General features: G+C 68.1%; 17 protein-coding genes. 13 read left to right on the forward strand and 4 right to left on the reverse strand.

Annotation, left to right across the window (positions count from 1 at the left end):
* The gene (moaA, locus tag HWX31_RS05525) at positions 1 to 1,113 is read right to left on the reverse strand and encodes a GTP 3',8-cyclase MoaA (RefSeq protein ID WP_174964819.1); all 1,113 of its coding nucleotides are present in this window, start codon (positions 1,111 to 1,113) and stop codon (positions 1 to 3) included.
* 127 nt (positions 1,114 to 1,240) lie between these two features.
* Positions 1,241 to 4,363, reverse strand: coding sequence for an Rne/Rng family ribonuclease (locus HWX31_RS05530; RefSeq protein ID WP_174964818.1), 3,123 nt, complete (start codon positions 4,361 to 4,363; stop codon positions 1,241 to 1,243).
* Positions 4,364 to 5,082: 719 nt separating this feature from the next.
* Between HWX31_RS05530 and HWX31_RS05535 the strand changes: the two genes are divergently transcribed.
* Genes HWX31_RS05535 through HWX31_RS05550 form a run of 4 tightly spaced genes read left to right on the forward strand, consistent with a single transcriptional unit; the run spans position 5,083 to position 8,155 of the window.
* On the forward strand, positions 5,083 to 6,087 hold the full coding sequence (locus HWX31_RS05535; RefSeq protein WP_174964830.1) for an RluA family pseudouridine synthase: 1,005 nt from the start codon (positions 5,083 to 5,085) through the stop codon (positions 6,085 to 6,087).
* A gap of 5 nt (positions 6,088 to 6,092) precedes the next feature.
* Positions 6,093 to 6,752: an HAD-IA family hydrolase gene (locus HWX31_RS05540; protein WP_174964817.1), complete on the forward strand. Its 660-nt coding sequence runs from the start codon at positions 6,093 to 6,095 to the stop codon at positions 6,750 to 6,752.
* Positions 6,749 to 7,150, forward strand: a complete 402-nt coding sequence (locus HWX31_RS05545) for a Rieske (2Fe-2S) protein (RefSeq protein ID WP_174964816.1) — start codon at positions 6,749 to 6,751, stop codon at positions 7,148 to 7,150. The genes HWX31_RS05540 and HWX31_RS05545 overlap by 4 nt, the downstream gene beginning before the upstream one ends.
* A gap of 12 nt (positions 7,151 to 7,162) precedes the next feature.
* A complete protein-coding gene (locus HWX31_RS05550) occupies positions 7,163 to 8,155 on the forward strand; it encodes a S49 family peptidase (protein WP_124470880.1) in 993 nt (330 codons plus the stop codon).
* 43 nt (positions 8,156 to 8,198) lie between these two features.
* Here the strand turns inward: HWX31_RS05550 and HWX31_RS05555 are convergent, their stop codons facing one another.
* Entirely contained in the window at positions 8,199 to 8,921 is a 723-nt protein-coding gene (locus HWX31_RS05555) for an SAM-dependent methyltransferase (RefSeq protein ID WP_059536759.1), read from the reverse strand.
* Positions 8,918 to 9,547, reverse strand: a complete 630-nt coding sequence (locus tag HWX31_RS05560; protein WP_174964815.1) for a Maf-like protein — start codon at positions 9,545 to 9,547, stop codon at positions 8,918 to 8,920. Before HWX31_RS05560 ends, HWX31_RS05555 begins: the two co-directional genes overlap by 4 nt.
* 185 nt (positions 9,548 to 9,732) lie before the next feature.
* Here HWX31_RS05560 and HWX31_RS05565 point away from each other — a divergent pair, with 185 nt between their 5' ends.
* The 9 genes from HWX31_RS05565 (at position 9,733) to HWX31_RS05605 (ending at position 16,940) form a co-directional block, all read left to right on the forward strand.
* On the forward strand, positions 9,733 to 10,368 hold the full coding sequence (locus tag HWX31_RS05565) for a DUF177 domain-containing protein (RefSeq protein WP_174964814.1): 636 nt from the start codon (positions 9,733 to 9,735) through the stop codon (positions 10,366 to 10,368).
* A 95-nt stretch (positions 10,369 to 10,463) separates the two neighbouring features.
* Positions 10,464 to 10,643 carry a 50S ribosomal protein L32 gene (rpmF, locus tag HWX31_RS05570; protein WP_006051932.1) on the forward strand — a complete coding sequence of 60 codons (180 nt, stop codon included), beginning with the start codon at positions 10,464 to 10,466 and terminating at the stop codon, positions 10,641 to 10,643.
* Positions 10,644 to 10,767: 124 nt separating this feature from the next.
* The gene (plsX, locus tag HWX31_RS05575) at positions 10,768 to 11,877 is read left to right on the forward strand and encodes a phosphate acyltransferase PlsX (protein ID WP_059929713.1); all 1,110 of its coding nucleotides are present in this window, start codon (positions 10,768 to 10,770) and stop codon (positions 11,875 to 11,877) included.
* Positions 11,878 to 12,867: a beta-ketoacyl-ACP synthase III gene (locus HWX31_RS05580; protein ID WP_174964813.1), complete on the forward strand. Its 990-nt coding sequence runs from the start codon at positions 11,878 to 11,880 to the stop codon at positions 12,865 to 12,867. It abuts the gene before it with no gap.
* 109 nt (positions 12,868 to 12,976) lie between these two features.
* Positions 12,977 to 13,909 carry an ACP S-malonyltransferase gene (gene fabD, locus HWX31_RS05585; RefSeq protein ID WP_174964812.1) on the forward strand — a complete coding sequence of 311 codons (933 nt, stop codon included), beginning with the start codon at positions 12,977 to 12,979 and terminating at the stop codon, positions 13,907 to 13,909.
* 39 nt (positions 13,910 to 13,948) lie between these two features.
* Positions 13,949 to 14,698: a 3-oxoacyl-ACP reductase FabG gene (gene fabG / locus HWX31_RS05590; protein ID WP_174964811.1), complete on the forward strand. Its 750-nt coding sequence runs from the start codon at positions 13,949 to 13,951 to the stop codon at positions 14,696 to 14,698.
* Between the two features lie 143 nt (positions 14,699 to 14,841).
* Complete coding sequence (gene acpP, locus HWX31_RS05595; RefSeq protein ID WP_004197638.1) at positions 14,842 to 15,081, forward strand: acyl carrier protein; 240 nt, start codon at positions 14,842 to 14,844, stop codon at positions 15,079 to 15,081.
* Positions 15,082 to 15,231: 150 nt separating this feature from the next.
* A complete protein-coding gene (gene fabF / locus HWX31_RS05600; RefSeq protein ID WP_059878389.1) occupies positions 15,232 to 16,464 on the forward strand; it encodes a beta-ketoacyl-ACP synthase II in 1,233 nt (410 codons plus the stop codon).
* A gap of 11 nt (positions 16,465 to 16,475) precedes the next feature.
* Positions 16,476 to 16,940, forward strand: a complete 465-nt coding sequence (locus HWX31_RS05605; RefSeq protein WP_174964810.1) for a hypothetical protein — start codon at positions 16,476 to 16,478, stop codon at positions 16,938 to 16,940.
* Positions 16,941 to 16,987 lie beyond the last annotated feature (47 nt).

Genomic DNA, 16,987 nt, shown 5'->3' on the forward strand with positions numbered 1-16,987 from the left:
TCAGCCGCCGATGTAGGACATTTCGACGCGCTTGCCCGCGCGGTCGGCCGCCGTGTCGGCCATCGCGCTGCCGCGCAGTTGCGAATAGCGGTCGGTGCGGGCCTGCCAGATGCGTGCGATCGCGGTGGCGATCTCGGCGTCGCTCGCGCCGTTGCGCACCAGCGCGCGCAGGTCGTGGCCGGCCGTCGCGAACAGGCACAGGTACAGCTTGCCTTCGGTCGACAGGCGCGCGCGCGTACAGTCGCCGCAGAACGCCTGCGTGACGCTGGAGATCACGCCGATCTCGCCGCCGCCGTCCGCGTAGCCCCAGCGCTGCGCGGTCTCGGCCGCCGTGTGGGCCTCGAGCGGCACGAGCGGGAAATGCTCGGCGATGCGCGCGACGACGTCGGCGGACGGCAGCACCTCGGTCATGTTCCAGCCGTTCGACGTGCCGACGTCCATGTATTCGATGAAGCGCAGCACGACGCCGGTGCCGCGGAAGCGCGCCGCCATCGGCAGGATCTCGCTGTCGTTGGTGCCGCGCTTCACGACCATGTTGACCTTGACCGGCTCGAGGCCGGCGGCCTGCGCGGCGAAGATGCCGTCGAGCACGTCGGCGCTCGCGAAGTCGGCGTCGTTCATGCGCCGGAACAGCGTGTCGTCGAGCGCGTCGAGGCTGACCGTCACGCGCGTGAGCCCGGCGTCCTTCAGCGCGCGCGCCTTGCGGGCGAGCAGCGAGCCGTTGGTGGTCAGCGTCAGGTCGAGCGGGCGGCCGTCGTGGGTCGTCAGGCGCGCGAGGCGCTCGATCAGGAATTCGAGGTTCTTGCGCAGCAGCGGCTCGCCGCCCGTGATGCGGATCTTCTCGACACCGTGTGCGACGAACAGCCGCGCGATCCGCTCGATTTCCTCGAGCGTCAGCAGCGCGCTATGCGGCAGGAACGGGTAATCCTTGTCGAACACCGCGCGCGGCATGCAGTACACGCAGCGGAAGTTGCAGCGATCCGTCACCGAGATGCGCAGATCGCGCAGCGGACGCGCAAGCGTGTCGTGCAGCAGGCCATCCGGGGTATGTGCGGCGCCGGAAACGTCCGGCAACCCGCTGACGTCGGCGAGGGGAATGATGCGTCGGGACATGTTGAAAGCGGTACGAGCCAGACCTCTATTCTAGCCGCAAGCGCCGCAGCGGGCTGCGGGCGGAAAACCCGCAGCGCGGACGTGAAAAAGCCCGCCGAAGCGGGCTTTTTCGTGACGGCGGACGCGATCAGTGATGCGTCGTTTCCACCTGCTGCATCGGCGTCGTGTCGACCGGCGGCAGCGACTTGCGCTCCCGCGGCACGCGAGCCGGCCGCGGGAGCTGCGCGGCGGCGTCCTGGGCGGCGCGGAACTTGTCGGCGTCCGTGTTCACCCAGACGAGCCCGGCTTGCGTCAGCACCGTCTCCAGGCTGGCCGAGGCGGGCGCCGCGGCAGCCGGTTGCGCTTGCTCGACGACCGGGACGGCCACGGCAGCTTCGACCGGCGCCGCTTCGACGCGAACCGGCTCGGCTGCCACCGCCGGGGCGGTTTCGACCATCGTGACCGTCGCGACCGGGGCGGTTTCGGCGACCGGTGCGGGTTGCGGCGCTGCGACGGCCGCAGGCGCTTCCGGCACTTCCAGCGCATCGTTCGGCGAGACCGCGACCGGTGCGGGGCCGGTTTCGGCCGCAGCGACCGGCGCAGCGGTTTCAACCGGTTGCGCCGCAACGGCGGGTTCGACCGCGGCGACGGCCGGTGCGGGCTCGACGCGAGCCGGTTCCGGCTGCGTGTCGGCAGCGGCCGGCTCTGCGTGCGCGACCGCTTCCGCAACGACGGCGCCGGCTGCCGCGACAGCCGCCGCGACTGCCGGTGCTGCCGCGTGCGGCGCTTCGGCGACCGGCGCTGCGTGCGCCACGGGCTCCGCTGCCGGTGCGACAGCGGTTTCGCCTTCAGTGCCGTCCGCTGCGTGGGCGACGATCGTGCCGTCTTCCTCGCGCTCGCGACGACCGCCGCGGCGACCGCGACGGCGGCGGCGGCGTTCCTCGCCGTCACGCGCGCCGGCTTCCGCGTCGGCCATCACCTCGGCGCCCGGCAGGGCGGCGGCAGCCTTGTCGGCTTCGAGTTCCGGATGGCTTTCGCCGCGGGTGACCGTTTCGAGCGTGGCCGCATGCTGGGTCGGCTTGCGGCGCTCGCCGCGCTCGCGACGTTCGCCGCGGTCCTGGCGCTCGCCGCGACCGGCTGCCTCGACGGCTTCCGGCTGCTCGACGCGTTCGCGCGGCTCGCGGCTTTCACGCGGCTCGCGGGTTTCGCGGGTTTCGCGGCCCTCGCGCGCTTCACGCGGTTCGCGTTGGCCACGGCCCTCGCGGCCTTCACGACCCTCGCGGCCCTCACGACCTTCACGCGGCTCGCGTGCCTCACGGGCTTCCTTGCCTTCGCGCTCCGGACGCTGCGGCTGGCCGCCGCGGCCGGCTGCGGCCTGGTCGCGGCCGCCTTGCGGCTGCTGGGCGCCGCCGCGGCGGTTGCGATTGCGATCGCCGCCGCGTTCGCCGCGCTGCTCGGGCTTCTCGGTGCGCTCGCGCGCCGGGCGGGCGGCCTGCTCCTTCACGGGGGCCGGAGCCGGGGCCGGCGCGGGTGCCGGCTGCATGCCGAACAGGCCCTTCAGCCAGCCGATGATGCCGCCGCTTGCAGCGGCGACCGGGACGGGCGCAGGCGTCGGCTCGGCCGGACGCTGCGGCGCCGGGCTCGGCGCCGGACGCTCGGGCGTGATGCCCTTGACCGCGGCTTCCTGCTTCGGCTTCACTTCGGCGGCGCGCTTGCTGTAGCCGGTTTCCGATTCCAGCTCGCGGGCGGCTTCCTCGGCCATCTTCCACGATGCGCGCGGATCGTCGAGGCGCGCATCGTCGTGACGCAGGCGCTCGAGCTTGTAGTGCGGCGTATCGAGGTGCTTGTTCGGGATCAGCACGATGCCGACCTTGAAGCGCGACTCGATCTTGTTGATTTCCTGGCGCTTTTCGTTGAGCAGGAAGGCGGTCACCTCGACCGGCACCTGGCAGTGGATCGCCGCGGTGTTTTCCTTCATCGCTTCTTCCTGAATGATCCGCAGGACTTGCAGCGCGGACGATTCGGTGTCGCGGATATGGCCGGTGCCGTTGCAGCGCGGGCAGGTCACGTGGCTGCCTTCGGACAGCGCCGGGCGCAGCCGCTGGCGCGACAGCTCCATCAGGCCGAAGCGCGAGATCTTGCCCATCTGCACGCGGGCGCGGTCATGCTTGAGCGCGTCCTTCAGGCGCTGCTCGACCTCGCGCTGGCTCTTGGCCGATTCCATGTCGATGAAATCGATCACGATCAGGCCGCCGAGGTCGCGCAGGCGCAGCTGGCGGGCGACTTCGTCGGCCGCCTCGAGGTTGGTGCGGGTCGCCGTTTCCTCGATGTCCGCGCCCTTGGTCGCGCGCGCCGAGTTCACGTCGATCGCGACGAGCGCCTCGGTGTGGTCGATCACGATCGCGCCGCCCGACGGCAGCGGCACCGTGCGCGAATACGCGGTCTCGATCTGGTGCTCGATCTGGAAGCGCGAGAAGAGGGGCACGTCGTCGTGGTAGCGCTTCACCTTCGACACGTTGTCCGGCATCACGATGTCCATGAACGCACGGGCCTGATCGTGGATCTCGGTCGTGTCGATCAGGATTTCGCCGATGTCCGGCTGGAAATAGTCCCGGATCGCGCGGATCACGAGGCTCGATTCCAGGTAGATCAGCATCGGCTCGCCCGAGCGGCCGCTCTGCGACGCGGCTTCGATCGCGCGCCACAGCTGCAGCAGGTAGTTCAGGTCCCACTGCAGTTCCTCGGCGCTGCGGCCGATGCCCGCGGTGCGGGCGATCATGCTCATGCCGTCCGGAATCTGCAGCTGCGCCATCGTTTCGCGCAGTTCCTGGCGCTCGTCGCCCTCGATGCGGCGCGACACGCCGCCGCCGCGCGGGTTGTTCGGCATCAGCACGAGGTAGCGGCCGGCGAGCGAGATGAACGTCGTGAGCGCCGCGCCCTTGTTGCCTCGCTCTTCCTTCTCGACCTGGACGATCAGCTCCTGGCCTTCGCGCAGCGCGTCCTGGATGCGCGCGGAGCGCATGTCGACGCCTTCCTTGAAGTACTGGCGGGCGACTTCCTTGAACGGCAGGAAGCCGTGGCGGTCTTCGCCGTAGTTGACGAAGCAGGCTTCGAGCGACGGCTCGATGCGGGTGATGACGCCCTTGTAGATATTGCCTTTGCGTTGTTCGCGTCCGGCGGTCTCGATATCGATGTCGATGAGTTTTTGCCCATCGACGATGGCGACGCGCAGTTCTTCCTGCTGCGTCGCGTTGAACAACATGCGTTTCATGAACGACTCCAGGCGGCTCTGCTGCCGGCGCCTCGCGGTTGTCAGCCGCAAGGGCGGGAACGACGGCAGGCCGCGCCTTGTTGTGTTGTCACAAGCACGCTGGAGCGGGATCGATGGCGGGGAGAATTGCCTGAAGAGGCGCTTGGGTCCCGAACGACGGGGCCGGCGGCCATAGGGCACCTGCGAATACGGCTTCAAAGCACGGCGTCGACACTCCGCACGCTGCACAAGCGCGCTAAGCCTCAGACCGGGCACTGCCGCGGGCGCGCGCAGAAAGTCGCGCGCGCCGACGGGCGGCAGATGCTGCGGCTTGGGCCGCAGCGGGGAGTATCGAATCCAGCCCGACTTTCCCGCCTGGGGTGTTCTTCCTTGGTTTGACGTCGCCAGTCCCCGCACGCTTCGCGGGGCCAAATCGGGCGCAACGCCGTTTTTCGCAACCGGCAGCCGGATCGGACGCGTCGCGCCGCCCGGCTGCCAATTAAATTCTTTTCAACCAACTTTCCGTTACCGCGGCGCCTTGCCGACCGAATCCGCCTGTGGGCGTGATCCCTGCCGGCGGCCGGCGCCGTGCGTGCAACTTGCTGCTTCTCTTTGTTCGGGGCGAGCAGCCAGCCCCCGGCGCAAGTAAAATGACGGTTTGCGCTTGCGCCTTGCCCAATCCGTCCGGGTTGGCCGATCAGGCCGCCCGCTACGTCAGGCTGGGCAAAATTATATTCAGTATGAATGAGTTAGGCAAAATATCCCAGAATTCGGTCGCGAGCGGCCAGGTCTCGATGGTCGAGATCGACGAAAGTTCCGCGGGTCAGCGGATCGACAATTTCCTGTTGCGCGTCTGTAAAGGCGTGCCGAAAAGCCATATTTACCGGATCCTGCGCAGCGGCGAAGTCCGCGTGAACAAGGGTCGGGTCGACGCGCAGTACCGGCTCGCGCACGGCGATATCGTGCGGGTGCCGCCGGTGCGGATGGCCGCGGCCGATCTCGCGCGCGCCGACAAGCCGGTCGTGCCGCCCGCGCATTTCGACGTGCTGTTCGAGGACGACGCGATGCTCGTGATCGACAAGCCGGCCGGCGTCGCGGTGCACGGCGGCAGCGGCGTCGCGTTCGGCGTGATCGAGCAGCTGCGGCAGGCGCGCCCGCGGGCGAAATTCCTCGAGCTCGTGCATCGTCTCGACCGCGAGACCTCCGGCGTCCTGATGCTCGCGAAGAAGCGTGCCGCGCTCGTCGGCCTGCACGAGATGATCCGCGAGAACCGGATGGACAAGCGCTATTTCGCGTGCGTGCACGGCGAGTGGCAGTCCGACTGGGGCCGCCGCCGCGCGGTGAAGGCGCCGCTGTTCAAGTACACGACCCCGGAAGGGGAGCGCCGGGTGCGCGTGCAGGACGACGGCCTGCCGTCGCACACCGTGTTCAACCTCGTCGAGCGCTGGCCCGACTATGCGCTCGTCGAAGCGGAACTCAAAACGGGTCGGACCCATCAGATTCGCGTGCACCTCGCGCATCTCGGCCTGCCGATCGCCGGCGACGCCAAGTATGGCGATTTCGCACTGAACAAGGCGCTGTCGCGCGCGAACGCGCAGCCGTCGCTGAAGCGCATGTTCCTGCATGCGCACCGGCTGCGGCTCGCGCATCCGCTGACCGGCGAGGCGTTGCAGTTCGACGCGCCGCTGCCGGACGAATGCCGGCGCTTCCTCGACCAACTGAGCGCATTGCGCGATACCGCTTGAACCGCATGGCACGACAGCAATTTGACCTGATCGTCTTCGACTGGGACGGCACGCTGATGGATTCGACGGCGCACATCGCCTTCAGTATCCAGGCGGCATGCCGCGATCTCGGCTTGCCCGCGCCGTCCGACGAGGCGGCCCGCTACGTGATCGGCCTCGGCCTGCGCGACGCGCTGCAGATCACGGCGCCGACCCTCGATCCGTCCGACTATCCGCGGCTCGCCGAGCGCTACCGCTATCACTACCTGATCAAGGACCAGCGCATCGAGCTGTTCGCCGGCGTGCGCGAACTGCTCGCGGAGCTGCGCGATACGGGCTATCTGCTGGCGGTCGCGACCGGCAAGGGCCGGGTCGGGCTGAACCGTGCGCTCGACCAGGCGAAGCTGACGAGCCTGTTCGATGCGACGCGCTGCGCGGACGAGACGTTCTCGAAGCCGCACCCGGCGATGCTTCAGGAACTGGGCCGGGAACTGGGGCAGGACCTGGCGCGCACCGTGATGATCGGCGACACGACCCACGACCTGCAGATGGCGGCCAGCGCGGGCGCGGCCGGCATCGGCGTCGCGTACGGCGCGCACTCGGCCGACGCGCTCGCCGCACTGGCGCCGCGCTTCGTCGCGGCGGACGTCGAGGCGCTGGCCGGCTGGCTGCGCGAGTTCGCATGAGCGCGGCCGTTCCCGCCCCGGACGCGGTGCGCGTCTGCGCGTCGGACGCGCTGGCCGACGGCGGCGCCGGCGTGCGCGTCGACGCGACGCTGCGCGGCGAGTCGGCCGTCGTGTTCTTCGTGCGCTACGACGGCCGCGCGTACGGCTACCTGAACCGCTGCGCGCACGTGCCGATGGAGCTCGACTGGGCCGAGGGCCAGTTCTTCGAATCGTCGGGCTTATACTTGATGTGCGCGACGCATGGCGCAATCTATGCGCCGGACACCGGCAAGTGCGTCGGCGGCCCGTGCCGCGGCGCCCGCCTGCGGCCGGTCGAGGTCGACGAGCGGGACACGCCCGACGGCCGCGCGGTATTCTGGGTGCCCGACGCCGATTTGCGGCCCGCCACGACTGACTGACGACAACCACGCATGGCCGACCAACCGACGACCCCTCCCGATTCCTCCTCCCGCCCCGACGGCCGCGAACCGAACTGGGAGCGCGCAGCGCTCGAGCGGATCGCGCTCGCGGCGGTGAAGGAGCAGCGCGCGGCCCGCCGCTGGAAGATCTTCTTCCGCTTCGCGTTCCTCGCCGTGTTCCTGCTGCTCGCGTTCGCGCTGATCGATTTCTCGAGCGATGCGAAGTTCTCGACGAGCGGCCGGCACACGGCCGTCGTGACGATCGACGGCGAGATCGCGGCCGGCGTCAACGCGAACGCCGACGACATCAACACGGCGCTCAACGCCGCGTTCGACGACGACGGCACAGTAGGCGTCGTGCTGCAGATCAACAGCCCGGGCGGCAGCCCGGTGCAGGCGGGCATGGTCTACGACGAGATCAAGCGCCTGCGCGCGAAATACCCGGGCAAGCCGCTGTACGTGGTCGTGACCGACATGTGCGCGTCGGGCGGGTATTACATCGCGGCGGCGGCCGACCGGATCTACGTCGACAAGGCGAGCATCGTCGGCTCGATCGGCGTGCTGATGGACGGTTTCGGCTTCACCGGCCTGATGAACAAGCTCGGCATCCAGCGGCGCCTGCATACGTCGGGCGAGAACAAGGGTTTTTACGATCCGTTCTCGCCGGAAACCCCGAAGATGGACACGCACGCGCAGGCGCTGCTCGATCAGGTGCACGCGCAGTTCATCAAGGCGGTGAAGGACGGGCGCGGTGCGCGCCTGCATGAGACGCCGGACATGTTCTCGGGCCTGTTCTGGACCGGCGAGAAGGGCGTCGAGCTCGGGCTCGCGGACGGCTTCGGCACGACCGACTCGGTCGCGCGCGACGTGCTGAAGGCGCCCGACCTCGTCGACTACACGGTGAAGGAGAGCCTGACAAACCGCGTCGCGCGCAAGTTCGGCGCGGCGGTCGGCAATGCCGCGATGAAGGCGCTGGCCACGGGCGCGCAGCTCAGCCTGCGTTAGGGGCGGTTCACGCGCCGGGCAAGACCCGGCGCGTGTTCCGCCGTCAGTTCGCCAGTAACAGGAAGATCGCAGGGCGCTTGTGCAGATCGGGCACCGGCGCCTTTTTCCATTCCGCCACGGTGCGGCTCGCGATGGTCTCGGTCGCGAGCGTCAGGTCGGCCGCGACGCAGATCAGCGTCGACGGCGCGCAGGTCGCGACGAGCGTGTCGAGCATCGCGTGATTGCGATACGGCGTCTCGATGAAGATCTGCGTCTGGCGCGCCTTGCGCGACAGCTGTTCGAGTTCGCGCAGCCGCTTCGCGCGCGCGCCCGCGTCGACCGGCAGGTAGCCGTTGAACGCGAAGCTCTGGCCGTTCAGGCCGGACGCCATCAGCGCCAGCAGGATCGAGCTCGGCCCGACGAGCGGCACGACCTTCACGCCGCGCTCGTGCGCGCGGCGCACCAGCAGCGCGCCCGGGTCGGCGACGGCCGGGCAGCCGGCCTCGGACACGAGCCCGGCGTCCGCGCCGGCCAGCACCGGCGCGAGCAGCCGGTCGATCTCGCCGGCCGGCGTGTTGACGTTCAGCTCACGGATCTGGATTTCCTGGATCGGCCGCGTCGTGCCGATCTTCTTCAGGAACGCGCGTGTGGTTTTCGCGTTTTCGCCGATGTAGTAGCCGAGCGTGCCGGCTTGCGCCTGCACGGCGGCGGGCAGCACCGCGGCCAGCATCGATGCGTCGCCGTCGCCGAGGGTGTTCGGCACCAGATAGAGCGTGCCGGCCGTCATGCGCGGTCTCCGCGGGTGGCGAACAGCGGGTAGTGCGCGGCGCGCAGCATCCGCGTCAGCGCGATCAGCGGCAGTCCGACGAGCGCGGTCGGGTCGTCCGAGTCGATCGCGTCGAGCAGCGCGATGCCGAGCCCCTCGGATTTCGCGCTGCCGGCGACGTCGTAGGGCGTTTCCGCCTGCAGGTAGGCGTCGAGTTCGGCCTCGGGCAGCGTGCGGAAGCGCACGCGCGTGACGACATCCTCGTTCTGCGATTCGCCCGTGCGGCTGTCGTACAGGCTGAGCGCGCTGTGGAATTCGACCTCGCGGCCCTGCATCGCGACGAGCTGCGCGAGCGCGCGCTCGTGCGTGCCGGGCTTGCCGATCTGCAGGCCGTCGAAGGTCGCGACCTGATCGGAGCCGATCACGAGCACGCCGTCCGGCGCATCGATCGTGGCGGCAACCGCGCGCGCCTTCGCGCCGGCGAGGCGCAGCGCGGTCGCGGCGGGCGTCTCGCCGGGCAGCGGGGTTTCGTCGAGGTCGGGCGACATGACGTCGAACGGCACGCCGAGCCGCTCGAGCAGCGCGCGGCGGTAACGGGAACTGGAGGCGAGAATCAGCCGCGGCGAGCGGCAAAAGGTGTCCGGCATGGTCGGTTGGTGATGAGTCGTCGGGGCGCGGCGCGGCGGCGCGCGCGGGCGTAAGCTTAAGTGATTGACCGGAAAAGGTAAAACGGGTATGCTTTCCCGCTTTTCATCGGCAGGCTCCTGATTGGGCGTCTGCCGGGTCTTCGGAAGTTCACGGCGCACGGCCGGATCGATACGCAGGAGCGCACATGAGCACCTCTTCTGGCAAACCTGCGGTTTCGCTCGATCCGCACGCGGTCGACCTGTTCGAATTCGCCCGCAGCGGGCGGCAGGCGGCCGGCGCGGTGCACCTTTCGCAGCTGCCGCGCATGTTAAACGAAGTGCCGGCGGACGCGCCAGATCGCGACACGGTCTTCACCTGGCAGGCGGAAGGGTTCACCCAGAACGAGCTGCAGGACGACGGCGCCGAGGGGCAGCAGCCTTATCTGCGCCTCGCGCTGCACGGCCATGCGTGGCTCACGTGCCAGCGCTGCATGAGTCCGTGCGATCAGGCGTTCGACGTCGACATGACGTACCGGATCGTCGCGACCGAAGAAGAAGCTGAAGAATTTCCGCTCGACGACGATGAAGCCGATGTGATCGTGGGCTCCCGCCAGTTCGATCTCGTCGACTTGATCGAGGAGGAGTTGCTGCTTTCGCTGCCGCTCGTGCCCAGGCACGAGGTTTGCCCGGCGGTTCACGAAAGCCTCGTGTCGGGTGCGAGCGGTCCCGCGGACGAATCGGACGAAGCGTCCGAAGAAGACGGGGACGAAGGCAAACAGCCGAATCCGTTTGCGGCGCTCGAAGCGCTGAAGAAGGGCGGGGACGGCAACAAGAAACACTGAGCAGTGTGGCGCGGGAAGGCGTAGGGCCGTGGGCCAGGGTAGTCAAGCGCCGGATCGGGCTGTGTTAGAATCCGGAAAATTTTTAGGAGTTAGTCATGGCAGTCCAGCAAAACAAGAAGTCGCCGTCGAAGCGCGGCATGCATCGTTCGCACGATTTCCTGACGGCAGCGCCGCTGGCAGTCGAGCCGAGCACGGGTGAAGTGCACCTGCGTCACCACGTCAGCCCGAACGGCTACTATCGCGGCAAGAAAGTCGTCAAGACGAAGAACGACTAAGCGTCATGTCACGCGTGCTGCGATCGCCGTTCGCGTGACCACTGGTTCGCTTGACACTTTCCTGGCTCTACGAAAAGGCGGCATTCAACTGCCGCTTTTTTGTGCCTGAAATTCGTCGCATTCCATGACTGTAAAGCTCACAATCGATTGCATGGGAGGCGACCACGGCCCGTCCGTGACCGTTCCCGCGGCAGTCAAGTTCGTTCGCGCGCACCCCGATGCGCACCTGATGCTCGTCGGCATCGAGAGTGCGATCCGTGCGCAGCTCAAGAAGTGCAAGGCGCTCGACGACCCTGCGCTGACCATCGTGCCCGCCACCGAAGTCGTGGCGATGGACGATCCGGTCGAAGTGGCATTGCGCAAGAAGAAGGATTCTTCGATGCGCGTCGCCCTCAACCAAGTCAAGGAAGGCCAGGCCCAGGCCTGCATCTCCGCCGGCAACACCGGCGCGCTGATGGCCGTCTCCCGTTACGTGCTCAAGACGCTGCCCGGCATCGAGCGGCCCGCGATCGCGTTCGCGCTGCCGAACCCGACCGGCTACACGATGATGCTTGACCTCGGTGCGAACGTCGATTGCGAACCGCAGCACCTGCTGCAGTTCGCGGAGATGGGGCACGCGCTCGTGGCGGCGCTCGAGGGCAAGGAGCGTCCGACCATCGGCCTGCTGAACATCGGCGAAGAGGTCATCAAGGGCAACGAGACGATCAAGCGCGCGGGCGAACTGCTGCGCGCAAGCACGCTCAATTTCCGCGGCAACGTCGAAGGCAACGACATCTACAAGGGCACGGTCGACGTGATCGTGTGCGACGGCTTCGTCGGCAACGTCGCGCTGAAGACGTCCGAAGGCCTCGCGCAGATGCTGTCCGACATCATCCGCGAGGAATTCGGCCGCTCGCTGCTGTCGAAGCTGATGGCCGTGCTCGCGCTGCCGGTGCTGCTGCGCTTCAAGAGGCGCGTCGACCACCGCCAGTACAACGGCGCGGCGCTGCTGGGCCTGAAGAGCCTCGTGATCAAGAGCCACGGCTCCGCGGACGCCTACGCGTTTGAGTGGGCGATCAAACGCGGGTATGATGCCGTCAAAAATGGCGTCCTGGAGCGCCTCGCGCGCGCGATGGCGGATAATTCCGGATCGCTCGGCGACGCCGCCGGGCATGACGCGAGCGGCGCAGGTCACGCGAGTCCCGCCGCAGGCCAGCACGCCGAGCCCTCCGCTGCGCTATCCTCTAAAGCATAAATGGCCCAATCGACTCTCTATTCCCGCGTGCTCGGCACGGGCAGCTTCCTGCCGCCCGACCGTGTCACGAACCAGCAGCTGGCCGATCGTCTTGCGAAGGACGGCATCGAGACGAGCGACGAGTGGATCGTTGCGCGTACGGGCATCCATGCGCGCCACTTCGCCGCACCGGATGTCGCGACGAGCGACCTCGCGCTTGAAGCGTCGCGGCGCGCGATCGAGGCGGCCGATATCGATCCGCAGTCGATCGACCTGATCATCGTCGCGACTTCGACCCCCGATTTCGTGTTCCCGAGCACCGCCTGCCTGTTGCAGAGCAAGCTCGGCATCAAGAACGGCGGCGCCGCGTTCGACGTGCAGGCCGTGTGTTCCGGCTTCGCGTACGCGATGGCGACGGCCGACAGCTTCATCCGCAGCGGCCAGCACCGCACGGCGCTCGTCGTCGGCGCGGAGACGTTCTCGCGCATCCTCGACTTCAAGGACCGCACGACCTGCGTGCTGTTCGGCGACGGCGCGGGCGCGGTGATCCTGTCCGCATCCGAGGAGCCGGGCGTGCTCGGCAGCGCGCTGCACGCGGACGGCAGCTACGCGGACATTCTCTGCGTGCCCGGCCACGTCAACGGCGGCGTGGTCGCCGGCAACGCATTCCTTCACATGGATGGCCAGGCCGTGTTCAAGCTTGCGGTCAACGTGCTCGAGAAGGTCGCGATCGAGGCGCTCGCCAAGGCGAACCTCGCGCCGCAGCAGGTCGACTGGCTGATTCCGCATCAGGCCAACATCCGCATCATGACGAGCACCTGCCGCAAGCTGGGTCTGCCGCAGGAGCGCATGGTCGTGACGGTCGGCGAGCACGGCAACACGTCGGCCGCGTCGATTCCGCTCGCGCTCGACGCCGCGGTGCGCGACGGCCGCATCAAGCGCGGCCAGCACGTGCTGATCGAGGGCGTCGGCGGCGGCTTCACGTGGGGCGCGTCGGTGTTCCGCTTCTGATCCGTCACACGCGACTGCTGCGCGTACCTGCTGCGCGCGCCCGCTGCGCGCGCTCCCATCCGGCGCGCCGTATGCGCGCGCCGTCCGAATCGATTCAATTGGGGACGATATGAAATTTGCGTTCGTTTTTCCGGGGCAGGGCTCGCAGTCGGTCGGCATGCTCAATGCATTCGCCGATCTGGCTGTCGTGCGCGAAACGCTCCAGGAAGCGTCCGATGCGCTCAACCAGGATCTCGGCAAGCTGATCGCCGAAGGTCCGGCTGAAGAGCTGAATCTCACCACCAACACCCAGCCCGTGATGCTGACGGCCGCGTATGCGTGCTACCGCGCGTGGCAGCAGGCGGGCGGCCCGGCGCCGTCGATCGTCGCCGGCCACAGCCTCGGCGAATACACGGCGCTGGTTGCCGCCGGTGCGATCGCGTTCAAGGACGCGGTGCCGCTCGTGCGCTTCCGGGCGCAGGCGATGCAGACCGCGGTGCCGGTCGGCCAGGGCGGCATGGCCGCGATCCTCGGCCTCGACGACGACACGGTGCGCGCAGTGTGCGCCGAAGCCGCGGAAGCGGGCGTCGTCGAAGCAGTGAACTTCAACGCGCCGGCGCAGGTCGTCATCGCCGGCAACAAGGCGGCTGTCGAGAAGGCCTGCGAGATCGCGAAGGCGAAGGGCGCGAAGCGCGCACTGCCGCTGCCGGTGTCGGCGCCGTTCCACTCGTCGCTGCTGAAGCCGGCATCGGACCAGCTGCGCGACTACCTCGCGACCGTCGACGTGAAGGCGCCGCAGATCCCGGTGGTCAACAACATCGACGTCGCGGTCGTGAGCGATCCGGCCGCGATCAAGGACGCGCTGGTGCGCCAGGCCGCAGGGCCGGTGCGCTGGGTCGAGTGCGTGCGGCACATCGCCGGCACCGGCGTCACGCACGTGATCGAATGCGGTCCGGGCAAGGTGCTCGCGGGCCTCACGAAGCGCATCGACGCCAACCTGACGGGCGCGTCGGTGTTCGATCCGGAGTCGCTCGACGAAGCGCTCAAGCTGGCGACCGCCTGACCCGGCGGCGCCTTTCCACCAGAGACGGATATTCGATCCATGGAAAAGACTCTCGATAAACAGGTTGCGATCGTGACCGGCGCGTCGCGCGGCATCGGCCGGGCGATCGCGCTCGAGCTGGCGCGCCTGGGCGCGACGGTGATCGGCACGGCCACGAGCGAATCGGGCGCGTCCGCCATTGCCGCGGCCTTCGCGGAAGCTGGCGTCACGGGCCGCGGCGCGGTACTGAACGTCAACGACGCGGCGGCGGCCGAAGCGCTGATCGACGCGACGGTCAAGGAATTCGGCGCGCTGCACGTGCTCGTCAACAACGCGGGCATCACGCAGGACCAGCTCGCGATGCGGATGAAGGACGAGGACTGGGACGCCGTGATCGACACCAACCTGAAGTCGGTGTTCCGCCTGTCGCGCGCGGTGCTGCGCCCGATGATGAAGGCGCGCGGCGGCCGCATCATCAACATCACGTCGGTGGTCGGCTCGGCCGGCAACCCGGGCCAGGCGAACTACGCGGCCGCGAAGGCCGGCGTCGCGGGCATGACCCGCGCGCTCGCGCGCGAGATCGGCAGCCGCGGCATCACGGTCAACTGCGTGGCGCCGGGCTTCATCGACACCGACATGACGAAGACGCTGCCGGAAGAACAGCAGGCCGCGCTCAAGACCCAGATTCCGCTTGGCCGCCTCGGCAGCCCGGAAGACATCGCCCATGCCGTCGCGTTCCTCGCATCGCCGCAGGCCGGTTACATCACCGGCACGACGCTGCACGTGAACGGCGGCATGTACATGTCGTAAGGATTTTCGTTTACCATCCGCGCCGTATCCGGTTATTGGCGGATCGGCGCTTGATCGACCATCAAGCCAACGCGCGTTTTGGCCGGCAGCAAACCTGATAAAATGCGCGCACTTGTAAATCTGAACTTTCCCTCGGAGGGGTAATGGACAATATCGAACAACGTGTCAAGAAGATCGTCGCTGAGCAACTGGGCGTCGCAGAAGCCGAGATCAAGAACGAAGCTTCGTTCGTGAACGATCTGGGCGCCGACTCGCTCGACACCGTCGAGCTCGTGATGGCCCTGGAAGACGAGTTCGGCATGGAAATCCCGGACGAAGAAGCCGAGAAGATCACGACGGTTCAGCAAGCGATCGACTACGCTCGCGCAAACGTCAAGGCGTAAGCGCTGTCCGCGCTTTTCGCGACTGTCGCATTTGACGCGCCATCCTGCCGGCATCCTTGCCGGACGGAGTAACAGCCACAGGGCTTGCAGGGCTGGTTCCTGTGGCCGCTGTGGCTTTTGTTTTTGTCATCCAATGGAAAAGAGGTTACCGTGAGCCGCCGTCGTGTTGTCGTTACAGGCCTGGGGCTGATTTCGCCTGTTGGCAATAGTGTTGCCGACGGCTGGGCCAATCTCGTGGCCGGCAAGTCCGGCATCGCCACCGTCACCAAATTCGATTCGTCGAACCTGGCCGTGCATTTCGCGGGCGAGGTGAAGGGCTTCAATGCCGAGGAGTACATCCCGGCGAAGGAAGCCCGCAGCATGGACACCTTCATTCATTACGGCATTGCCGCCGGCATGCAGGCGTTCAGGGACAGCGGGCTGGAAGTGACCGAAGCCAATGCGGAACGCATCGGCGTGATGGTCGGCTCCGGCATCGGCGGTCTGCCGATGATCGAGGAAACCCATCAGACCTACGTCGATCGCGGCCCGCGCCGGATTTCGCCGTTCTTCGTGCCGGGTTCGATCATCAACATGATCTCGGGCCACCTGAGCATCATGTTCGGCCTGAAGGGCCCGAACCTCGCGGCCGTCACGGCCTGCACGACCGGCCTGCACAGCATCGGTCTCGCCGCACGCCTGATCCAGGCCGGCGACGCCGACGTGATGGTCGCGGGCGGCGCCGAATCGACGGTGTCGCCGCTCGGCATCGGCGGCTTCGCGGCGGCGCGTGCGCTGTCGACCCGCAACGACGATCCGGCGACCGCGTCCCGTCCGTGGGACAAGGACCGCGACGGCTTCGTGCTGGGCGAGGGCGCAGGCGTGATGGTGCTGGAAGAGTACGAGTCGGCGAAGGCGCGCGGCGCAAGGATCTACGCGGAAGTCGCGGGCTTCGGCATGACGGGCGACGCGTACCACATGACCGCGCCGAACATGGACGGTCCGCGCCGCTGCATGGTCGCGGCACTGCGCGACGCCGGCATGAACCCGGACGAGGTCCAGTACCTGAACGCGCACGGCACGTCGACGCCGCTGGGCGACAAGAACGAATCCGATGCCGTCAAGGCTGCGTTCGGCGACCACGCGTACAAGCTCGTCGTGAACTCAACGAAGTCGATGACGGGCCACCTGCTGGGTGGCGCGGGCGGCCTCGAATCGGTGTTCACGGTGCTGGCGCTGCACAACAACGTGTCGCCGCCGACGATCAACATCTTCAACCAGGATCCGGAGTGCGATCTCGACTATTGTGCGAACACCGCGCGTGACATGAAGATCGACGTGGCCGTGAAGAACAATTTCGGCTTCGGCGGCACCAACGGCACGCTGGTGTTCAAGCGCGCCTGACGCGGAATCGCTTGACGAATCCTGTCGGAACCACGGCCGGGTGCCCGCAGCGTTTCGCGCTGCGGGCCTCGGCCGTGTTGTATGTGGTGCTGGCCGTTTTCATCGCGGCGGCTGCAGTGGCGGTGCACCTGTTCGTCGCGCCGCGCGTCGGCGTCGCGGCCGGGACGGGTGCGATGGCCGTGACGGCGGCGCTGCTGGCCTTCGGCGTGGTGCGTGCTTGCGCGCGGCGACTGCCGGCCGAGGTGCGGATCGATGCACTCGGCGAGGTTGCGGCATTCGGTCGCGCCGGGCAATTGCTCGCGCGCGGCCGCGTGACCGGTTACGCTCACTGGAGCAGCCTGCTGCTCGTGCTGTCGGTCGGGCAGGGCGGGCGCCGTGCGCGTCCGTTGCTGATTCCGGCCGACGCGCTCGACGCGCCGTCGTTCAGCGCGCTGTCCGTGCTGGCGAGAACCGCGACGGCGGCGCGGCCGGCGTGACGGCGCGGCCGTTACGCATCGTAACCAGCGGCCGGCGCGGGAACGCT

The sequence above is a fragment of the Burkholderia ubonensis genome, assembly GCF_902833085.1.
Lineage (GTDB): Bacteria > Pseudomonadota > Gammaproteobacteria > Burkholderiales > Burkholderiaceae > Burkholderia > Burkholderia ubonensis.